Genomic DNA, 20,050 nt, shown 5'->3' on the forward strand with positions numbered 1-20,050 from the left:
GCCGATCGGGGTCGCCCGGACCCGGCCGAATGGCAATCCCGAGATGCCCCGAGTCGATTGGGGTTGCTCGGTTCCGGCTTTTTCATTCCCGAGTCGTATCGTGACGAATTAAGGACGGTGCCAGTGAGCACGAACCCCTTCGACGACGAGGACGGCCGTTTCCACGTCGTGGTCAACGACGAGGAACAGCACTCCCTGTGGCCGGTATTCGCCGAGGTGCCCGCCGGCTGGCGGGTGGTCTTCGGTGAGGCGGCCAGGGCCGAGTGCCTGGAATACGTCGAGCAGAACTGGACCGACCTGCGCCCGAGGAGCCTGCGGGAGGCGATGGCGGCGGACTGAACGCCGGTCGGATTCTGCGGAGGAGTGGATCACGATGTTCGTACCTCGCATGTACCGAGAGCCCGACGCGCAGTGGATCGTCGAGTTGATGCGGCGGAACCCACTGGCACTGCTGATGACCAACGGCAGCGACGAGGAAGGGCCGTTCGGCACACACCTGCCGGTCGTCCCGGACCCGGAGTCGCCCGTCGAGGGGCTCGCGGACCTGACCGGGGCGACGCTGCTGTGCCACATGAACCGGGAGAACCCCCAGTGGAAGGCGTTGCGACCCGCGATGCCCGGGGTGCTCAGCTTCGCCGGCCCGCACTCCTATGTCTCGCCGACGCTCTACGGGTTCACCCCCGCGGCGCCGACCTGGAACTTCACGGCCGCACAGGTGCGTGGAGTGATCCACCCGATCGAGTCGGTCGAGGAGACGCTGTTCGTGGTGCGCTCCACCGTGCAGGTCCTGGAGTCCGGGTTCGGATCCGGCTGGGACATGTCCGAGTCGATCGACTACTTCCGCAAGATACTGCCCGGGGTCGGCGCGTTCCGGTTCGAGATCACCAGGGCCGAGGCGATGTTCAAGCTCAGCCAGGAGCAGACCAGCGAGACCCGGGACCAGGTGTGCAGCCACTTCGCCCGGGAGGGGGCCGGCCGACAGCGGGAGACCGCGGAGTACATGGGCAGGCTGACCGAAGTGAAACAACCGTGATCGACGCCCGGGTACCCGGCCGCGCGATCGCCGCCCGCCCGCGCGCCCGGGTGCTCGACGCCGCCTAGCCGCGGATCGCCCAGCGGCGCCGGAGCAGCCCGTTCCCCCGCGGTGCGCCGGCGGCTCACCCGACCGGACACCCGTCACATCGGAGTCGGCTGATGATTCTTCAGGGAAAGCGGGTTGCCCTGCCTTCGGCGCCCGTCGTCCACAGGCAGTTCGAGGCGCACGCGAAGGCCACCCCCGACGCCGTCGCGGTGCACTGCGCCGGCCGGGAGGTGACCTACGCGGAACTGGACGCCGAGGCCAACCGGTTCGCGCACCTGCTGGCCGCGCTCGGACACGGCCCGGGGGCGAAGGTCGGCGTCTGCCTCGACTACTCGATCGACCTGCTCGTCACCATCCTCGGCACGCTCAAGGCGGGCGCGGCCTACGTACCCTTCGACCCGGCCTACCCGGCGGCGCGACTGCGGCTGCTGCTCGGGCAGGTGCCCGACCTCGCCTTGATCGTGGCCTCCCCGACCACCGTCGAATCGGTCGAGTCGGCGGCCGTCGAGGTCGTCACCCTCGACCGGTTGGCCGAGCGGCTCGACGCTCTCCCGACGACCGCCCCGAACGTCCCGGTCACCGGGGACGACGTGTGCTACGCGGTGTTCACGTCCGGGTCGACCGGTACGCCGAAGCTGACCGCGGTGCGGCACGAGGGCTGGTTCAACCTGTTGAACTGGCTGATGATCGAGTACGGCCTGGATGCCGGGTCGAACAACCTGGTCGTCAGCGCGTTCGGGTTCGACCTCTCCCAACGCAGCCTGATGATGCCGTTGTTCTGCGGGGCCACCCAATACCTGATGGCCAGCCGGAACTTCGACGCGGCGTTGGCGTATCGCATGCTGACGCGGTACGAGATCCGCACGGTGCACTGCGCCTCCAGCACGCTGTACCTGCTGGTGGACTGGGAGATCGCCCGCAAGGGCGAGGCGCTCGGCCGGCTGGACTACCTGCTCTTCGGCGGCGAGCCGCTGCACGTCGAACGTGTCCTGGACTGGGCACGGCGTCCGGGCAACACCTGCACCCTGCTGCACCAGTACGGCGTCGCCGAGTGCACCGATGTCGCGTCGTCGTACGACCTGGCCGGATACCGGCCCGGCGAACACGACATCGCACCGGTCGGCGGGCCGGCCTACAACACCGACATCCACCTCCTCGACGAGGGGCTGCGCGGGGTCGGGGTGGGGGAGGACGGCGAGATCTGCATCTCGGGGGCCGGCGTCGGCGCCGGCTACCTCAACGGCTCCGGTCCCGAATCCGCGCGATTCACCACGATCGTGGTCGACGGCGAGCCGCGCAGGCTGTACCGCACGGGCGACCGGGGCCACGTGAGCGAGGCCGGGGAACTGGTGGTCGGCGGCCGGATGGACGCCCAGGTCAAGGTGCGGGGCATGCGGATCGATCCGACCGACATCGAGCGGGCACTCGGCCGGCTGGCCGGGGTCCGGCAGGCCGCCGTGGTGGTCGGCCACCCCGAATCCGGCGACGCCGAGCTGATCGCGTTCCTCGTCCCGACGGGGGAGGACCTGGCCGAGCACGACGTGCGTACCCGCCTCCTGGAGACGTTGCCGCGCAACATGGTTCCGGCCCGCTTCGTCAATATCGCGCGGATTCCGCTGAGTCCGCACGGAAAGGTGGACCGGGCGGCGCTGGCCGAAGCGGGCCGGAAGCAATATGCGTCGACCGGCGCCGACGACGACACGGCATAGTCGACGGACCTTGATGGCAACCGAGAGGACTGTGATGATTGCCGAAAGAGTGCGCACCATCTGGTGCCGGGAACTCCAGCGCGACGACATATCGATCGACGACAACTTCTTCGCCCTGGGCGGCCAGTCCGTGATTATGGCCAGGATTCAGGGTGCTTTCATCGACGAACTGGACGTCGAGGTCCCGGCGGACCAGATGTTCCTGAATCCGACGGTGGCCTCGATTTCCGCGTACATCGAATCCATGACCGCGGAAACCCGGTAGCGTCGGGCGAATTCACGGCCGTTCGGCAGCGGAAATTCCGTCCGCTGCATCGACGGCATGCGCAAGCACCGTGGGATCGCGAACACGGTGACATTTCCGGCTGCGGCCGCGTTGGGATCCGAAAACTACCTGGTAAGAGAGGCGCCATGTACGACGTAATTGTCATAGGTGCCCGTTGCGCGGGTGCGCCGGCGGCCATGTTGTTCGCTCAGCAGGGATATCGCGTCCTGCTCCTGGAGAAGGCGCGGTTCCCGCTCGACACGTTGTCCTCGCACTACATCCACATGCAGGGCGTCGCGTTGCTCAACCGGTGGGGACTGCTCGACCGGATCCGCGACTCGGGCTGCACGCCGATCACCCGGCAGAGCTACGCGGGGCCCGGCGTCCGGGTCGACGGCTTCTCGCTGCCGATCGACGGTCTGCACCAGACCTACGCGCCGAGGCGGTTCGTGCTCGACCCGATTCTCGCGGACGGCGCCGCGGCGGCCGGCGTGGACTTCCGGCAGGGCTGCGCCGTCAACGATCTGGTGTTCGAGGGCGACCGGGTCGTCGGGGTGCGGTACACCACGCCCGGCGGCGCCGAGGCGACGGACCTGGCGCGTCTGGTCGTCGGCGCGGACGGCATGCGCTCGCTGGTGGCCCGCAAGGTCGGCGCGCAGAACGTCGTCGAACACCCGCGGATGACCACCACCTACTACAGCTACTGGGCCGACGTTCCCTCGCACTTCGAGCTGTACGAGCGGCCGGGGCGCTGGCTCGGGGTCATCCCCACCAACGACGACCTCACGTTGATCATGGCCTACTTCCCCCAGGACGAGTTCAACGAGGTCCGCAAGGCGGTCGAACCCGCCTACCTCGACGCCTTCCGCACCACCGAGCCCGAGTTGTACGAGCGCATGCAGGCGGGCCGGCGGGTGGAGCAGTTGTACGGCACCGGCCATCAGGAGAACTTCTTCCGCAAGGCGTACGGGCCCGGGTGGGTGCTGATCGGTGACGCGGTGAACCACAAGGACTCCATCACCGCCCGCGGCATCACCGAAGCCTTCGTCCAGGCCCAGTCGCTCACCGACCACATCGGCCAGGGGCTGCACGACGACGCCGCGCTCAAGACGGCCCTGCGGCGGTACGAGAACGGCCTGAGCGGTGAAGCCCTCAGCCACTACCAGGGCGCCCTCAACGTGGCCGAACTCAAGCCCGAGGGGCGGGTCGACATGCTGCGGAAACTGGTCGGACACCAGGAGCAGATCGACCGCTACTTCTCGACGTTGTCGGGGGCGTGCTCCATCGACGACTTCTACAACGACGAACTCCTGACCCTGCTCGGCCTGAGCTGAGCGACCACCTGCTCCCTCGTGGTGCCGCCGATTTGGAGACCCGATGATCCCGTTGTCGTTCGCGCAGCGCCGGCTGTGGTTCGTGGACCGGTTCGAAGGCCCGTCGCCGACCTACAACGGCGCGTTCGCGCTGCGGCTGACCGGTGAACTGAGCGTGGGCGCGATGGAGTCGGCGCTTCGCGACGTCGTCGACCGGCACGAGATCCTCCGTACGGTGATCGTCGAGGACGACGAGGGCGTGCCACATCAGCAGGTGCTCCCGGCCGACCACCGGCCGTTCCGACTCCCGGTGGTCGAGGTCACGCAGGCCCGGCGGGCGGCGGCGGTCGAGGAGGTGGCCACCGAGACCTTCGATCTGGCCGCCGACGTGCCGATCCGCGCCCTGCTGGTGCGGTGCGGACCGCGCGACCACACCCTGGTGCTGGTGGCGCACCACATCGCGGTGGACGGCGAGTCGTTCGGGCCGCTGTTCCGCGATCTCACCACCGCCTACGCGGCGCGCAGGCAGGGCCGGGCGCCGGCCTGGGAGCCGCTTCCGGTGCAGTACGCGGACTACACCCTGTGGCAGCGCGACGTGCTCGGTGACGAGTCCGACCCGGACAGCCTGGCGGCCCGACAACTGGACTACTGGCGAGCGACGTTGGCCGATCTGGCCCAACCGCTGGCGATACCCACCGACCGTCCGCGCCCGAAGGCGATCAGCCCCCGCGGCGATCAGGTGGCGTTCACCATCGACCCCGAACTGCTGGCGTCCGTGGAAAAGTTGGCGGCGCAGGCGGACACCACCGTCTCAATGGTCATGCATTCCGCGCTGGCCGTCCTGCTGTACCACCTCGGCTGCGGCGACGACGTGCCCATCGGCGCGCCGATCGCCGGCCGCACCGATGAGGAACTGCGGGAGCTGGTCGGCTTCTTCGTCAACACCTGGGTACTGCGCGTCGATCTCTCCGGGAACCCGACCTTCCGCGAGCTGCTCCGGCGGGTGCGGGACCGGGCGCTGGCCGCCTACGACAACCAGGACATGCCGTTCGAGCGGTTGGTGGAACTGCTGAACCCGGACCGGTCCACCGCCTACAACCCGTTCTTCCAGGTGATGTTGTCCTGGCAACCGCCCGTGCCGGATCTGACCCTGCCCGACCTCGACGTGCGGGCCGAGCGACTGGACACCAAATCAGCCAAGTTCGACCTGTTCTTCGACATGATTCCGCTCGCCGCGGGCGGCGCGAACTGCCGGCTGGAGTACGTCACCGACCTGTTCGACCAGGACACCGTCCAGGGCATCGCGAACCGGTTCGTGCGCGTGCTGAGCCGGCTCGTGGCCGACGCCGGGCGCCGGATCGGCGGCATGGACGTGCTCGACGCGGCCGAACGGGAGCGGTTGCTCGTCCGGTTCAACGACAGCGCCACCGCGGTGCCCGAACTGACCGTCCCGGATCTGTTCGAGGAGCAGGTGGCCAGGACCCCCGACGCCCCGGCGATCGTGTGCGACGACCGGACGCTGACCTACCGCGAGCTGGACGACCGGGCGAACGACGTCGCGGGCGAACTGGTCCGGCGGGGCGCCGGGCCGGAGGACCTGGTGGTACTGGCGCTGCCGCGCACCGAGGACCTGGTGGTCGGCCTGCTCGGCATCCTCAAGTCCGGTGCCGGCTACCTGCCGATGGACCCGCAGTACCTCGGCGGGCGGGCGGCGACCGTGCTGGCCGAGGCCGCGCCGCGGTTCGCGGTCACCGACACCGCGACGTGGCGGGACCTGCCGCACGAGGACATCACGACCGTCGACCTCGACCGGCGCGCCGAATGGCCCGCCCGCGCCGGGGCGTCGCACGCGGGCCGGATCCCGGCGCCGCGCCCGGACAACCTGGCGTACGTGATGTACACCTCCGGCTCCACCGGCAAGCCGAAGGGCGCGGCGATCACCCACCGCAACCTCGTCAACGGGGTACGCGAACTGGTGCGGGTGCTGGACGCGCCGCCCGGGTGGCGGATGCTGGCCGGCACCTCGGTCAACTTCGACGTCTCGGTCTTCGAGCTGCTGACCACCCTGACCACCGGCGGCACCGCCGAGGTGGTGCCCAACGCGCTGGTGCTCGGCGAGCGGGACGGCTGGGACGGCCAGGTGATCAGCGCGGTCCCCTCGGTGCTGGGCGAACTGCTCGGCCACCTGGGGAAGACGACCGGGGTGCGCTCCGTCGTGCTCGCGGGCGACGTGCTCCCGGCCCGGCTGGTGCGACAGGTGCGCGCGGCGCTGCCCGACGCGCAGATCGTGAACTCCTACGGGCAGAGCGAGAGTTTCTACGCCACCACGTTCGCCCTCGGGGCGACCGAGGAATGGACGGACGGCGAGGTCGCGCCGATCGGCACCCCGTTGGGGAACATGCGTGCCTACGTGCTCGGCCCGGGACTGGCCCCGGTGCCGCAGGGTGTGATCGGAGAGCTGTACGTGGTGGGGACCTGCCTGGGTCGCGGCTACCACGGCCGCCCCGGGATGACCGCCGAGCGGTTCGTGGCGAACCCGTTCGGCCCCGCGGGCGAACGCATGTACCGCACCGGCGACCTGGCCCGCTGGAACGCCCAGGGCAGGCTGGAGTGCCTGGGTCGCGGCGACGGCCAGGTCAAGGTGCGCGGCTTCCGGATCGAGACGGCCGAGGTCGAGGCCGCGCTCGCGCAACACCCCGGCCTCAGCGAGGTCGTGGTGGTCAGCCGCGAGGTACCCGCGGGCGGGCGACGGCTCGTCGCGTACGTGGTGCACATCGGCGAGGGAGGCGTCGGCGCCGACGGTGTCGGCGGGATCGGCGACGTGGACGTGCAGGCCGGGGCCTCGGCCGCCGAACTGCGCCGGTTCGTCGCGGCCCGGCTGCCCGACTACATGGTGCCGTCGGCCTTCGTGGTGCTGGGCCGGATGCCGCTCGGGCCGACCGGCAAGCTGGACCGCTCGGCGCTGCCCGAACCGGAGTTCGTGGGCGAGGTCTACCGGGAACCGCGCACCGAGGCCGAGGAGATCATCACCGCGGCCTACGCGGACGTACTCGGTGTGGAACGGGTCGGTGTCGACGACGACTTCTTCGCGGTGGGCGGGGACAGCCTGCGCTCGATCCAGGTGGTGGCCCGGGCCCGCGCCCGTGGCCTGGACCTGACCACCCGGGAGATCTTCGAGTGCCGTACGGCGGCCCGCCTCGCCGAGGTGGCCGGCACCGACCGGGACCGGGCGCCCGCGCTCGCCGAGGACGAGGGCGGCGGCGTCGGCCCGATGCCGTTGCAGCCGGTGGCCCGACACGTCTTCGAGCACGGCGGCGGCATCGACCGCTTCGCCATGTCGATGGTGCTCGAACTGCCCGCGGACATCGACGAGCGCGGCCTGATCGCGACCTTGGACGCGGTGCTGGACCGGCATGATCTGCTGCGCGCGCGGCTGGTACGGGCCGACGAACTCTCGCTCGTCGCGCGGCCGCAGGGCTCCGTGCGGGCGGCGGACCTGATCCGCCGGGTCGCCTGCGACGGCCGGTGGGACGAGCCTTCCGCGCTGAAGGCGGCCAAGGCGGAACTGGACGACGCGGTCGGGCGACTCGACCCCGAAGCCGGGACGATGGCCGCCTTCGTCTGGTTCGCCCCGGAATCGGGAGCGGGCCGGCTGCTCGTGCTGCTGCACCACCTGGTGGTCGACGGCGTCTCCTGGCGCATCCTCATGTCGGACCTGGCCGAGGCGTGGCAGCAGGTCCGCTCCGGTCGCCCGCCCGAGCTGCCCGAGGTCGGCACCTCGGCCCGGCGCTGGGCCGCGGCCCTGGAGAGCCAGGCGTTCGCCCCGGAACGGGAAGCGGAGCTGGACTACTGGCGGGACGTGCTCGAAGCGTCGAACCCCCCGCTGGGCGCCCGGGCGTTCGACCCGGCGGTGGACGTGATGGCCACGCTCGACAGCGTGCGGGTGCAACTGTCCGCCGAGGTCACCGAGGCGGTGCTGACCAAGCTGCCCGCGGCGTTCAAGAGCACCGGGACCGACGTGCTGCTCGCCGCCCTCGCGCTGGCGGTGAACCGGTGGCGCGACGCGGACCGCTCGACCCTGGTGCGGTTGGAGGGGCACGGCCGGGAGGAGGACGTCGTCCCCGGCGCCGACCTGTCCCGGACCGTCGGCTGGTTCACCAGCATGTACCCGGCCCGGATCGATGTGCGCGGGGTCGACTCGGCCGACGCGCTGACCGGTGGCCCGGCCGCCGGGACGGCGATCAAGCTGGTCAAGGAGCAACTGCGGGCGATCCCGGACAAGGGCGTCGGGTACGGACTGCTGCGCCATCTGAACCCGGAGACCGGCGCACGACTCGCCGACCTCCCGGTGCCGCAGATCGGGTTCAACTACCTCGGCCGGATCTCCGACGCCGATGTGCCCGAACACCTGCGCGGCAACGGGTGGGGCCCGGCGTCCTGGTCGGCCGAACTGATCCCGGCACCCGACCCGGACCTGCCCGCGTTGTCCGCCCTGGAGGTCAACTCGGTCGCCACCGAGACCGCCGACGGCACCCGGTTGCAGGCGGTCTTCATGTTCCCCACCGGGGCGCTGTCCCGCGAGCGGGCCGGCGAACTGGCCGACCTGTGGGTGGAGATGCTGCACGGCATGGCCGCGTACGCCGCACGGCCGGCGATCGGCGGACTGACCCCCTCGGACGCCCCGCTGGTGCCGGTGCGCCAGGACGAGATCGAGACCTGGGAGACCCGCTACGGCCGGCTGACCGACGTCTGGCCGGTTTCCCCGTCGCAGTCCGGGATCCTGTTCCAGGCGGCGTTCGCCGACGGCTCCTTCGACGTCTACCACATGCAGTTCGTGCTGCACCTGTCCGGACGCGTGGACCCGGCGCGGATGCGGGCCGCCGGCCAGGCACTGCTCGGCCGGTATCCGAACCTGCGCTCCGCGTTCGTCACCGGCGCCGGCGGCGATCCGGTGCAGGTCGTGGCGGAACACGTGGTGCTGCCCTGGCGGCACGTCGAGCTGACCGGGCGCGGCGAGGCCGAACAGGACGCGGCACTGGACACGTTCCTCGCCCAGGACCGGGCCGACCAACTCGATCCCACCCGGCCGCCGCTGTTGCGCCTGGGGCTGCTCACCTGCGGGCCGGAGCGGGCGAAGCTGGTGATCACCGCGCACCACACCGTGTTCGACGGCTGGTCGTCGCCGTTGGTGATCACGGACCTGGTTCGGCTGTACTCCGAGACCGAAGAGCTTCCGCCGGTCCGCAGCTACGGTGACTACCTGGCCTGGCTTTCCCGGCAGGACCGGGAGGCGTCGGCCGCCCGGTGGGCCGCCGAGCTCGCCGGACTCGAACAGCCGACCCTGGTCGCCCCGAAGGCCCCGTTCCAGGAGGCGGCGTCCGCCCTCGGGCGGGTCGAGGTGCCGCTGTCGATCGACAAGGGCCGCGAACTCGCGCGGCGTGCCGCGGAGTTGGGGGTCACCCAGAACACGCTCCTGCAAGGTGCCTGGGCGATCCTGCTCGCCAAGCTGACCGGCCGGCAGGACGTGGTGTTCGGCGCGGCGGTCAACGGTCGCCCGGCGGACCTGCTCGGCTCGGACGAGATGGTCGGCCTGTTCATCAACACCCTGCCGATCCGGGTGTCGTGCCGACCGGAGCACACCCTGGGCGGTGTGCTCACCGAGTTGCAGGCCCGGCAGACCGCGCTGCTCGACCACCACTACCACGGATTGGCCGACATCCAGCGCGGCGTGGGGCTGCCCGCCCTGTTCGACACGATCGTCGTGTTCGAGAACTACCCGGTCGACCGCGAGGGCATGGCCGACGCGAACACCTCGGCCGGGTTCACCATCGACGGCATCCGGCCGTTCGCGGGCTCGCACTACCCGCTGACCCTCAACTCCGCCGACCCCTACCTGCGGCTTTCCCTCGACTACCAGAACAACCTCTACGACCGCGCCGAGGCCGAGGCGATCGCCGCCCGGCTCGTCCGGGTGCTGGACGAACTCCTCGCCGATCCGGGGGCGCGCCTCGCGGACGTCGACGTGCTCGGCGAGCAGGAGCGGCACTGGTTGTTGCACGGCGTCAACGACACGGTCGAGCCGACCCTGGAACCGGACCTGGTGCGGGCGGTGTCCGCGCAGGCCCGGGCGACGCCGGCGGCTCCGGCCGTGATCGGCGAGGAAGAGTCGTTGACCTACCGGGAGTTGGAGGAGCGGGCGAACCGGTTGGCGCATTGGCTGATCGATCGGGGGGTGCGGCCGGAGTCGCTGGTCGCGGTGTGCCTGCCCCGAACCGCGGACCTGGTGGTCGCGCTGTCGGCGGTGCTCAAGGCCGGCGCGGGATACATCCCGATCGACCCGGCACACCCGCGTGCGCGGATCGACCACATCCTGGCGGACTCCCGTCCGGCGCTCGTGCTCGATCCCGATCTGCTCGCCGATGCGCGGTGTTCGGCGTATCCGGATTCGCCGCCGGAGCCGGTCGTGCGGCCGGAGAACACCGCGTACGTGATCTACACCTCGGGTTCGACCGGACGGCCGAAGGGAGTGGCCGTCTCGCGCGGCGCGTTGGCCAACTTCCTGGCCACCTTCCGCCGACGGGTTCCGCTGACGGCGGCGGATCGGCTGCTCGCCGTGACGACGGTCTCCTTCGACATCGCGGGGTTGGAGCTGTATCTCCCGCTCATCTCCGGGGCGGCGGTGGTGCTCGCGGGCAAGGACACCGTCGCCCAGCCGTCGGCCGTGGTGGAGACGATGCGCCGGCACGAGGTCACCGTCGTCCAGGCGACACCGGCGTTCTGGCAGATGTTGCTGATGGAGGAGCCGGACGCGGCGCGGGGTCTGCGGATCCTGGTCGGTGGCGAGGCGCTGCCCGCGCAACTGGCCGAAGCCCTGGCCGCGGCGGGCGTCGAGGTCGCCAATGTGTACGGTCCGACCGAGACGACGATCTGGTCGACGATCGCGCGGGTCGAGCCCGGAGGCGGTGTCCCGGCGATCGGGACGCCGGTCGGGAACACCTCGGTCTACGTGCTCGATTCGGCGCTGCTGCCGGTCCCGCGCGGGGTGCCGGGCGAGTTGTACATCGCCGGCGACGGCCTGGCCCGCGGGTATCAGGGTCGGCCGGAGTTGACCGCCGCGCGCTTCGTGGCCTGCCCGTTCGGCGAGCCCGGCGCGCGGATGTATCGCGCCGGCGATCTGGTGCGATGGGGCGCGGACGGTCGACTGGAGTACCTCGGACGCACCGACTTCCAGGTGAAGGTCCGCGGCTTCCGGATCGAACCCGGGGAGATCGAGCAGGTGCTGGCCGAACACCCCGGCGTGGCACAGGCGCTCGTCGTGGTGCGCGAGGACCGCGTCGGGGACCAGCGGCTGGTCGCGTACGTGCTGGCGGGCGCCGGGGCGGACCCGGGCGGGCCGGACGTCGAGGCGCTGACCGGCCTGCTCCGCGAGCGCCTGCCGGAGTACATGGTTCCTTCGGCGATCCTGTCGCTCGCCGCGTTCCCCACCACACCGAGCGGGAAGATCGACCGCGCCGCGCTGCCCGCACCCGACCACGCGAAGGCCGCGACCGGACGCGGACCGCGCAACCCCAGGGAGCAGGTGTTGTGCCGGCTGTTCGCCGAGCTGCTCGGGGTGGAGGAGGTCGGCATCGACGTCGGCTTCTTCGACCACGGCGGGCACTCGCTGCTGGCCACGCGGCTGATCGGCCGCATCCGCAGCGAACTCGACGTGGACGTCAAGGTCACGATGGTGTTCCGCAATCCGACCGTCGCCGGGTTGGCGGCGCGGATCGAGGAGTTGTCGAAGTCGAAGCGCCGCCCCCAGCTCCGCCAGATGACCGTCTAGGAGAAGCGTCGATGATCCCGTTGTCTTTCGCCCAACGCCGACTGTGGTTCCTGCACCGTCTGGAAGGCCCGTCCGCGACCTACAACTTCCCGTTCGTGCTGCGCCTGGACGGGCCGCTGGACACGGCGGCGCTGGCCGAGGCGGTGGCGGACGTCGTCACTCGGCACGAGAGCCTGCGCACGTTGGTCGTGGAGGACGCGGACGGCACGCCGGAGCAGCGGGTCCTGCCGCCGGAGGAGGCGGCCGTGCGGTTCGAGGTGGTGGACGTGGCCGCGAACGCGGTCGACTCCGCGCTGCACGAGGTGGTGTGCGAGGGGTTCGACCTGGACACCGAACTTCCCTTACGGGTGACGGTGCTTCGGATCGCTCCGCAGGAGCACGTGCTGGTCGCGGTGTTCCACCACATCGCCGCGGACGGGGCGTCGGTGGCACCGTTCCTGCGGGATCTGGTGTCGGCGTACTCGGCCCGCCGGGAGGGGCACGCGCCGGGGTGGCAGCCGCTGCCGGTGCAGTACAAGGACTACACGTTGTGGCAGCGGCAGCTCCTGGGCGACGAGGCGGACCCGGAAAGCATCGCTGCAGAGCAACTCGCTTACTGGCGTGCGGAATTGGCCGGAGTTCCGCAGCCGGTGCAGTTGCCGCTGGACCGGCCCCGGCAGACCGCGCCCGGACACCGCGGCGGCCACGTCGACTTCGAGATGGAACCGGAACTGCTCTCCGGCATCGGCAAGCTGGCCGCGGACCACGGTGCCACCGCGCCGATGGTCGCCCAGGCCGTGCTCGCGGTGCTCCTGCACCACCTCGGCGCCGGCAACGACCTGACCATCGGCAGCCCGATCGAGGGCCGCGCCGACGAGCAACTCGACGATTTGATCGGCCTGTTCGCCAACACCTGGGTGCTGCGCGTCGATCTGTCGAAGAACCCCTCGTTCGGCGACCTGCTGGAGCAGGTGCGCGATCGGGCGCTGGCCGCGTACGACAACCAGGACGTGCCGTTCGAGCGACTGGTGGAACTGCTCGGCCCGGACCGCACCACCTCGTACCAACCGCTGTTCCAGGTGATGCTCGCCTGGCAGTTCGTGTGGGCCGAGTTCGAGATACCGGGCCTGGAGGTCACCCCGGTCCCGGCGGGCACCGGCACCGCGAAGTTCGACCTGTTCCTCAACATCGTCCCGGGCGCGTCCGGGCGGGCCTACGGGCGGTTGGAGTACGCGACGGAGCTGTTCGACCACACCACCGCCGAGAGCCTGGCCGACCGCTACGTGCGGGTGCTGCGCCAGGTGGTCGCCGATCCCGACAGGCGGCTGGGCGCGGTGGACGTGCTCACCGAGGACGAGCACGATCGGCTGGACCGGTCGAACGAGACGACGGTGCCGGCGCCGGACTCGACGGTGGTGCGGCTGCTCGCCGAACAGGCGCTGCGCACACCGGACGCGACCGCCGTGGTGTTCGGGCAGACCACCTTGTCCTACCGGGAGTTGCATGCGCGGGCCGACCGGCTGGCCGAGGTGCTGCGCGGACGCGGGGTCGGGCCGGACGTCCTGGTGGCCGTGGCCCTGCCGCGATCCGCGGACCTGGTCGTCGCGCTGCTCGGCGTGCTCAAGGCCGGCGGCGCCTACCTGCCGATCGACCCCGAACACCCGGCCGCCCGCCTGGACCTCCTGCTCGGCACGGCCGCGCCCGCCCTGATCCTGACCGATCGGGACACGGCGTCGACGTTGCCGAACTGCCCGGCGCCGGTGCTGCACCTCGAAGACCGGCGCCTCGAAGACCGGAGTCCCGAAGCCCAGCGTCCCGAAGACCGGGACCGGCGCGACCTCGTCGGCGACGGGCCCGACACCGGACTCCGCCCGGACCACCTGGCCTACGTGATGTTCACCTCGGGTTCGACCGGAACCCCCAAGGGCGTCGCGATTACCCACGCCGCCGTGGTCAACGGGGTGCGGGACCTGCGTCGGGTGGCCGGGATCGAGGCGGGATCGCGGATGCTCGCCGCGACCTCGGTGAACTTCGACGTCTCCGTCTTCGAGATCTTCACCGCGCTCGGCACCGGGGCGAGTGTCGAGATCGTCCGGGATGTCCTCGAACTCGCCGAACGCGACCGGTGGTCGGGCAGCACCATCAGCGCGGTGCCGACGGTGTTCTCCGCCCTGCTCGACGACCTCGCCGGCAACCGCCCGGGCGCCCTGGAACTGGATGTGCGGACCGTGATCCTCGCCGGCGAGGCACTGTCGGCGGACCTGGTCCACAAGGTGCACGGCGCGCTCCCCGAGGCCCGGATCGTCAACGCCTACGGGCAGACCGAAAGCTTCTACGCGACCACCTTCACGCTCCCGCGCCGGTGGGCCGGGACCGGTGCGATCCCGGTCGGCCAACCACTGGCCAACATGCGCACCCATGTCCTGGGGCCGGAACTGGCCCCGGTCCCGCCGGGCGTGGTCGGCGAACTGTACGTCACGGGCCTGCTCGCCCGCGGCTACCATCGGGCCGGCGGGGCGACCGCGGAACGGTTCGTCGCCTGCCCGTTCGGACCCGCCGGCGCACGCATGTACCGCACCGGCGACCTGGCCCGGTGGGACGACGACGGTCGGCTGAAATACGTCGGGCGAGCCGACAACCAGACGAAGATCAACGGCATCCGTATCGATCCGACCGAGATCGAGACCGTCCTGGCCCGGCATCCCGCGATCGGCCGGGCGGCGGTCACGGTGCGCGAGGACGGGACCGGCAACAAACGACTCGTCGGCTACGTGGCGCCGGTGGGTGTTCGTCCCGCGGACGTCGACGTCGAGACGGGCGCCGATGTCTCGATGGCGGAGCTGCGGCGCTTCGTGGCCGAGCGGTTGCCGGACTACATGGTGCCCGCCGTGTTCGTGCTGCTGGACCGGCTGCCGTTGACCGCGACCGGCAAGCTGGATCGGGCGGCGCTGCCCGAGCCGGAGTTCGCCGGCACCGGCTACCGGGCGCCGCGCAGCGACGCGGAGCGGGTGTTGGCCGAGGTCTACGCCGACGTGCTGGACGCCGAACGCGTCGGTGTCGACGACGACTTCTTCGCCCGGGGCGGCGACAGCATCCGATCCATCCAGGTCGTCGCACGGGCCCGGACGCGTGGCGTGCTGGTCAGCACCCGCGAGGTCTTCGAGCAGCGAACGGTCGCCCGGCTGGCGGAGTTGGTCGAGGGCCGGGGGGACGAGGAGCGGGTCACCCTGGCCGAGTTGCCGGGGGGCGGTGTGGGCTGGGCGCCGTTGCCGCCGACCGCGGCGCATGTGCTGGAGCTGGGTGGCGGCATCGGTCGGTTCTGCATGTCCGCGTTGTTGACGCTGCCCGAGGGCGTCGATCGTGCGGGGTTGGTCGCGACGTTGCAGGCGGTGCTGGATCGGCACGACGTGCTGCGTTCGCGGCTGGACCGGGCCGGGTCGCGGTTGTGGATGGACCCGGTCGGCGGTGTGGACGCCGGCGCGCTGCTGCGCGAGGTGGTCCACGGCGAGGCGGACGTACGGGCCGAGTTGCACGCGGCGGCGGGTCGGCTGGACCCGGACGCGGGCGTGATGGCGCAGTTCGTCTGGTTGTCGGCCGACGCGGACACCGACGCGGACACCGGCCGGTTGTTGATCGTGCTGCATCACCTGGTCGTGGACGGCGTGTCGTGGCGGATCCTGGTCCCGGACCTGGTGTCCGCCTGGCAGCGGGTCCGCGACGGCCACACCCCGGAGCCGGCCGGCACGGGTACCTCGTTGCGCCGGTGGGCACATGCCCTGGCCGACGAGGCGACCGACCCCGCGCGGGTGGCCGAACTGCCCGTGTGGCAGGGGATCCTGGCCGGTGACGAGCCCGTGCTGGGTTCGCGGGAGCCGGATCGCACCCGCGATGTCGCGGCCACCGTGGACACGGTGCGCGTGCGGGTGCCGGCCGACGTCACGCGCACCTTGTTGGACACGGTGCCCGCGCTCTTCCGCGCCGGGGTCGACGACGCGCTGTTGGCCGCCCTGGCACTGGCGTTGGCGCGCCGGCGCGGCACCCGGGGCGGGGCCGGATCCTCGACGCTGGTCCGGCTGGAGGGGCACGGCCGCGAGGAGCACCTGGTGCCGGGCGCGGACCTGTCCGGCACGGTCGGCTGGTTCACCGCGATGTATCCGGTGCGCCTGGACTGGGCCGGGATCGACGTGGCGGACGCGTTCGCCGGCGGGCCGGCGGCCGGGCGGGCGATCAAGGCCGTCAAGGAGCAGTTGCGGGCGGTGCCGGACCACGGCATGGGCTACGGCCTGCTGCGCCGGCTCAACCCGGAGACCGCCGCCGTGCTGGCGGGGGAGCGCGAGCCGCAGATCGGCTTCAACTACCTGGGCCGGGCCTCCGGCGGGGACATCCCCGAGGAACTGCGGGGCCTGGGGTGGGTCCCGGACACCACGCACGCGGACCTGATCGCCGCGCCGGACGCGGACCTGCCGGTGTTGTCCGCGCTGGAGATCAACGCGGTGACCGCGGCCGGCCCCGAAGGCGAGGAACTGACCGCGTACTTCGGCTTCCCGACCGGCGTGCTCTCCCGCGACGAGGTGCGCGAACTGGCCGATGCGTGGGTCGAGGCGTCGACCGCCCTGGCTCGGCACGCCGAAACGTGCGACGCCGGCGGGTTGACCCCGAGCGACGCGCCTCTGGTCACGGTGAGCCAGGCGGAGATCGACGCCTGGGAGGCCCGCTTCGGCAGACTGGCGAAGGTGTGGCCGGCGACTCCGGCACAGTCCGGGATCCTCTTCCAGACCATGCTGGCCGGGGCGTCGTTCGACCCGTATCACATCCAGTTGGTCTTCCAACTCTCCGGCGCGGTCGACCCGGAGCGCATGCGCCGGGCCGGGCAGGCACTGCTGGAGCGGCACGCCGGCCTGCGCGCCGCGTTCGTCGACCGGGCGGACGGCGACATCGTGCAGGTGATCCCGGAGACGGCGACCCTGCCGTGGCGCCACCTCGACCTGACCGGGGCCGACGAGGCGGAACGAGCCGAGGCGTTCGAGCGCTTCCTCGCGCAGGACCGGGCCGCGCACTTCGACGCCGACGCCCCGCCGCTGTTCCGGCTGGCCCTGGCCGTGCTCGACCCCGATCGACCGGAATTCGTGCTGACCGTCCACCACGTGTTGTTCGACGGCTGGTCCACGCCGCTGCTGATGCGGGACCTGCTGCTGCTCTACGCCGCCGACGGCGACCCGGCCGGTCTGCCCCCGACCCGCGACCACGGCGAGTTCCTCTCCTGGCTCGCCCGACAGGACCGGGACGAGGCGGCTCGGGCGTGGGCAGCCGAACTCGAAGGCGTCGAGGCGCCCACCCTGCTCGCTCCCGACGCCGGCGACGCGGACGACGGCGCTCGCGGCCTGGTCGACATCCCGCTCCCGCTCGACCAGGCCCGCGAACTCGGCCGACGGGCAGCCGAGTTGGGCATCACCGCGAACACCCTGGTGCAGGGCGCCTGGGCGCTGCTGCTGGGCGAACTGACCGGCCGCCGGGACGTGGTCTTCGGCACCACCGTCTCCGGGCGCCCGCCCGCGGTCACGGGCGTCGAGTCGATGGTGGGGATGTTCATCAACACCGTCCCGGTGCGCGTCGCGTACGCGCCCGGTGACACCGTCGCCGAGGTGCTCACCCGGTTGCAGAGCCGGCAGGCCGGTCTGGTGGAGCAGCACTACCACGGGCTCGCGGAGATCCAACAGGCCGTCGGTCTGCAACCCCTGTTCGACACGCTGTTCGTCTTCGAGTCGTATCCGATCGACCGGAAGGGGCTCAGCGCCGCCACCGACGCCGCGGACGGGATCGCCTTCACCGACTTCCGCCCGTCCGCGGGCAACCACTACCCGCTGTGCCTGTTGGCGGCGGCCGACCCGGATCTCCAGCTCACCATCCAGTACGCGCCGGCCGTCTTCGACCGGGAGACGGTGCGGACGTACGCGGCCCGCCTGGCCCGCGTGCTGCGGCAACTGGCGGCCGACCCCGGGCTCAAGGTCGCGCAGGTCGACACCCTGGAGCCGGCCGAACGCGAGCGCATGCTCGCCCGATTCGACGACCCGGCCGCCGCGCCCCGGCGCGTCACGATCACCGAACTCGTCGAGGCCCAGGTGGCCCGGACCCCGGACGCGATCGCCGTGGTCGCCGAGGGCGAGTCGCTGACCTACGCCGAGTTGCACGCCCGCGCCGAACGGCTCGCGGTCGAACTGGTCGGGCGCGGGGTGGGCCCGGAGACCGTGGTGGGCGTGGTCCTGTCGCGCACCGCGAACGCGGCCGTGGCCCTGTTGGGCGTGCTCCGGGCGGGCGGGGCCTATCTGCCCGTCGACCCGGCCTTCGCCCGCAGCCGCCTGCCGCACATCCTGCCCGGCACCCGGCCGCACCTGATCCTGGCCGACGCGAGCACCCGCGACGTCGTCCCCGCCACGGACACCCCCATCCTCGTCCTGGACGACCTCGACCTGCGGGCCACCGCGTCGACCGGTGCGGCGGCCACCGCGTCGACCACCGCCCGGCCGGCGGCCGGCCCGGACAACCTCGCCTACGTCATCTACACGTCCGGCTCCACCGGCGTGCCCAAGGGCGTGAGCGTCACCCACACCACGGTCGTCAACGCCGTGGACACCCTGGTCGCGCACGCCGGCACCACGGCGGGCGGGCGGGTGCTGCTCGCCGCCTCGATCGGCTTCGACGTCGCGACCTTCGAGTTGTTCGCCGCGCTCACCACCGGTGGCAGCGTCGAGATCGTGCGCGACGTACTGGCGCTGATCGAACGCGACAGTTGGGACGTCGACGTCATCTGCTCGGTCCCGTCCGCGTTCGCCGAACTCGTCGACCAACTCGGCGACCGCATCCGGCCCACGGCACTGAACATCTCCGGCGAAGTGCTGACCCCGGCCCTGGCGGAGCGGGTGCGCACGCTCTGGCCGACGGCCCGGGTGATCAACAGCTACGGCCCCAGCGAGACCTTCTACGCCACCGGACACCTCCTGGACCCCGACGAGCGCTACGCCGGCGGGGTGCCCATCGGCCGCCCCTTCCCCGGGGTGCGGGCCTACGTGCTCGGCCCGGGCCTGACCCTGCTGCCGCCGGACACACCCGGCGAGCTCTACCTGGCCGGGGCCGGCCGCGGCTACCACCGCCGCCCCGGGATGACCGCCGAGCGCTTCGTCGCCGACCCGTACGGGCCGCCCGGCACCCGGATGTACCGCACGGGCGACCTCGCCCGGCTCACCCCCGACGGCGAGTTGCACCACCTGGGCCGGATCGACACCCAGGTCAAGATCCGCGGCTACCGCGTCGAACCCGGCGAGGTCGAAGCCGCACTGACGGCCCATCCGCGGATCGCCCAGGCCGCCGTGGTGACGCAGCGGACCGACGACACCACTCCCTACCTGGCCGCCTACCTCGTCCCCGCCCCGGGCGCGAGCGCCCCGGACCCGGACGAACTGCGCGAGCACCTGGCCGAGCGACTGCCCGACTACATGGTCCCCGCCGCCTACGTACCGCTCGACCGGCTGCCGCTGTCGCCCAACGGCAAGCTCGACCTCAAGGCGCTGCCCGCCCCCGACCTCACCCCCACCAGGCCCTTCCGGGCGCCGCGTACCGCCCGCGAACAGGCGCTGGCCGCGTTGTTCGCCGAGGTGCTCGGCCTGGAGCGGGTCGGCATCGACGACGGCTTCTTCGAACTCGGCGGGCACTCCCTGCTCGCCACCCGGCTGATCACCCGCGCCCGCGCCGAGGTGGGCGTGGAGATACCCATCCGCCGGCTCTTCGACCTGCCCACGGTGTCCGCGCTCGCGGAGTGGACGGAGAAATCGGCTGTTCCCCTTCGCCCCGCTCTCCGCAAGATGATCGTAGAGGAGTAGAACC

At 71.7% G+C, this 20,050-nt stretch carries 7 protein-coding genes; all 7 read left to right on the top strand.

Annotated elements, in window-relative coordinates; genetic code table 11:
- Positions 1-123: 123 nt before the first annotated feature.
- The 7 genes from ABZ374_RS03355 to ABZ374_RS03385 all read left to right on the top strand — a co-directional run bounded on the left by ABZ374_RS03355 (position 124) and on the right by ABZ374_RS03385 (position 20,046).
- The gene (locus tag ABZ374_RS03355; protein ID WP_360305603.1) at positions 124-339 is read left to right on the top strand and encodes an MbtH family protein; all 216 of its coding nucleotides are present in this window, start codon (positions 124-126) and stop codon (positions 337-339) included.
- A gap of 34 nt (positions 340-373) precedes the next feature.
- Positions 374-1,033, top strand: a complete 660-nt coding sequence (locus tag ABZ374_RS03360; protein ID WP_360305605.1) for an FMN-binding negative transcriptional regulator — start codon at positions 374-376, stop codon at positions 1,031-1,033.
- Positions 1,034-1,194: 161 nt separating this feature from the next.
- Positions 1,195-2,790, top strand: a complete 1,596-nt coding sequence (locus ABZ374_RS03365; RefSeq protein WP_360305607.1) for an amino acid adenylation domain-containing protein — start codon at positions 1,195-1,197, stop codon at positions 2,788-2,790.
- 34 nt (positions 2,791-2,824) lie between these two features.
- Positions 2,825-3,055: a phosphopantetheine-binding protein gene (locus ABZ374_RS03370; protein ID WP_360305609.1), complete on the top strand. Its 231-nt coding sequence runs from the start codon at positions 2,825-2,827 to the stop codon at positions 3,053-3,055.
- A gap of 146 nt (positions 3,056-3,201) precedes the next feature.
- A complete protein-coding gene (locus tag ABZ374_RS03375; RefSeq protein WP_360305611.1) occupies positions 3,202-4,389 on the top strand; it encodes an NAD(P)/FAD-dependent oxidoreductase in 1,188 nt (395 codons plus the stop codon).
- Between the two features lie 43 nt (positions 4,390-4,432).
- Complete coding sequence (locus ABZ374_RS03380) at positions 4,433-12,193, top strand: amino acid adenylation domain-containing protein (protein WP_360305613.1); 7,761 nt, start codon at positions 4,433-4,435, stop codon at positions 12,191-12,193.
- 11 nt (positions 12,194-12,204) lie between these two features.
- The gene (locus ABZ374_RS03385; protein ID WP_360305615.1) at positions 12,205-20,046 is read left to right on the top strand and encodes an amino acid adenylation domain-containing protein; all 7,842 of its coding nucleotides are present in this window, start codon (positions 12,205-12,207) and stop codon (positions 20,044-20,046) included.
- The last annotated feature ends 4 nt before the right edge of the window (positions 20,047-20,050 follow it).

Origin of the sequence: Embleya sp. NPDC005971 (genome assembly GCF_040629175.1) — a bacterium.
In the GTDB taxonomy this organism is placed as follows: Bacteria; Actinomycetota; Actinomycetes; order Streptomycetales; family Streptomycetaceae; genus Embleya.

Bases quoted from the DNA above. Each gene is read 5' to 3' on its own strand.
- ABZ374_RS03365 (WP_360305607.1), top strand. From the start codon at position 1,195: ATGATTCTTCAGGGAAAGCGGGTTGCCCTGCCTTCGGCGCCCGTCGTC.
- ABZ374_RS03370 (WP_360305609.1), top strand. From the start codon at position 2,825: ATGATTGCCGAAAGAGTGCGCACCATCTGGTGCCGGGAACTCCAGCGC.
- ABZ374_RS03360 (WP_360305605.1), top strand. From the start codon at position 374: ATGTTCGTACCTCGCATGTACCGAGAGCCCGACGCGCAGTGGATCGTC.
- ABZ374_RS03380 (WP_360305613.1), top strand. From the start codon at position 4,433: ATGATCCCGTTGTCGTTCGCGCAGCGCCGGCTGTGGTTCGTGGACCGG.
- ABZ374_RS03385 (WP_360305615.1), top strand. From the start codon at position 12,205: ATGATCCCGTTGTCTTTCGCCCAACGCCGACTGTGGTTCCTGCACCGT.
- ABZ374_RS03375 (WP_360305611.1), top strand. From the start codon at position 3,202: ATGTACGACGTAATTGTCATAGGTGCCCGTTGCGCGGGTGCGCCGGCG.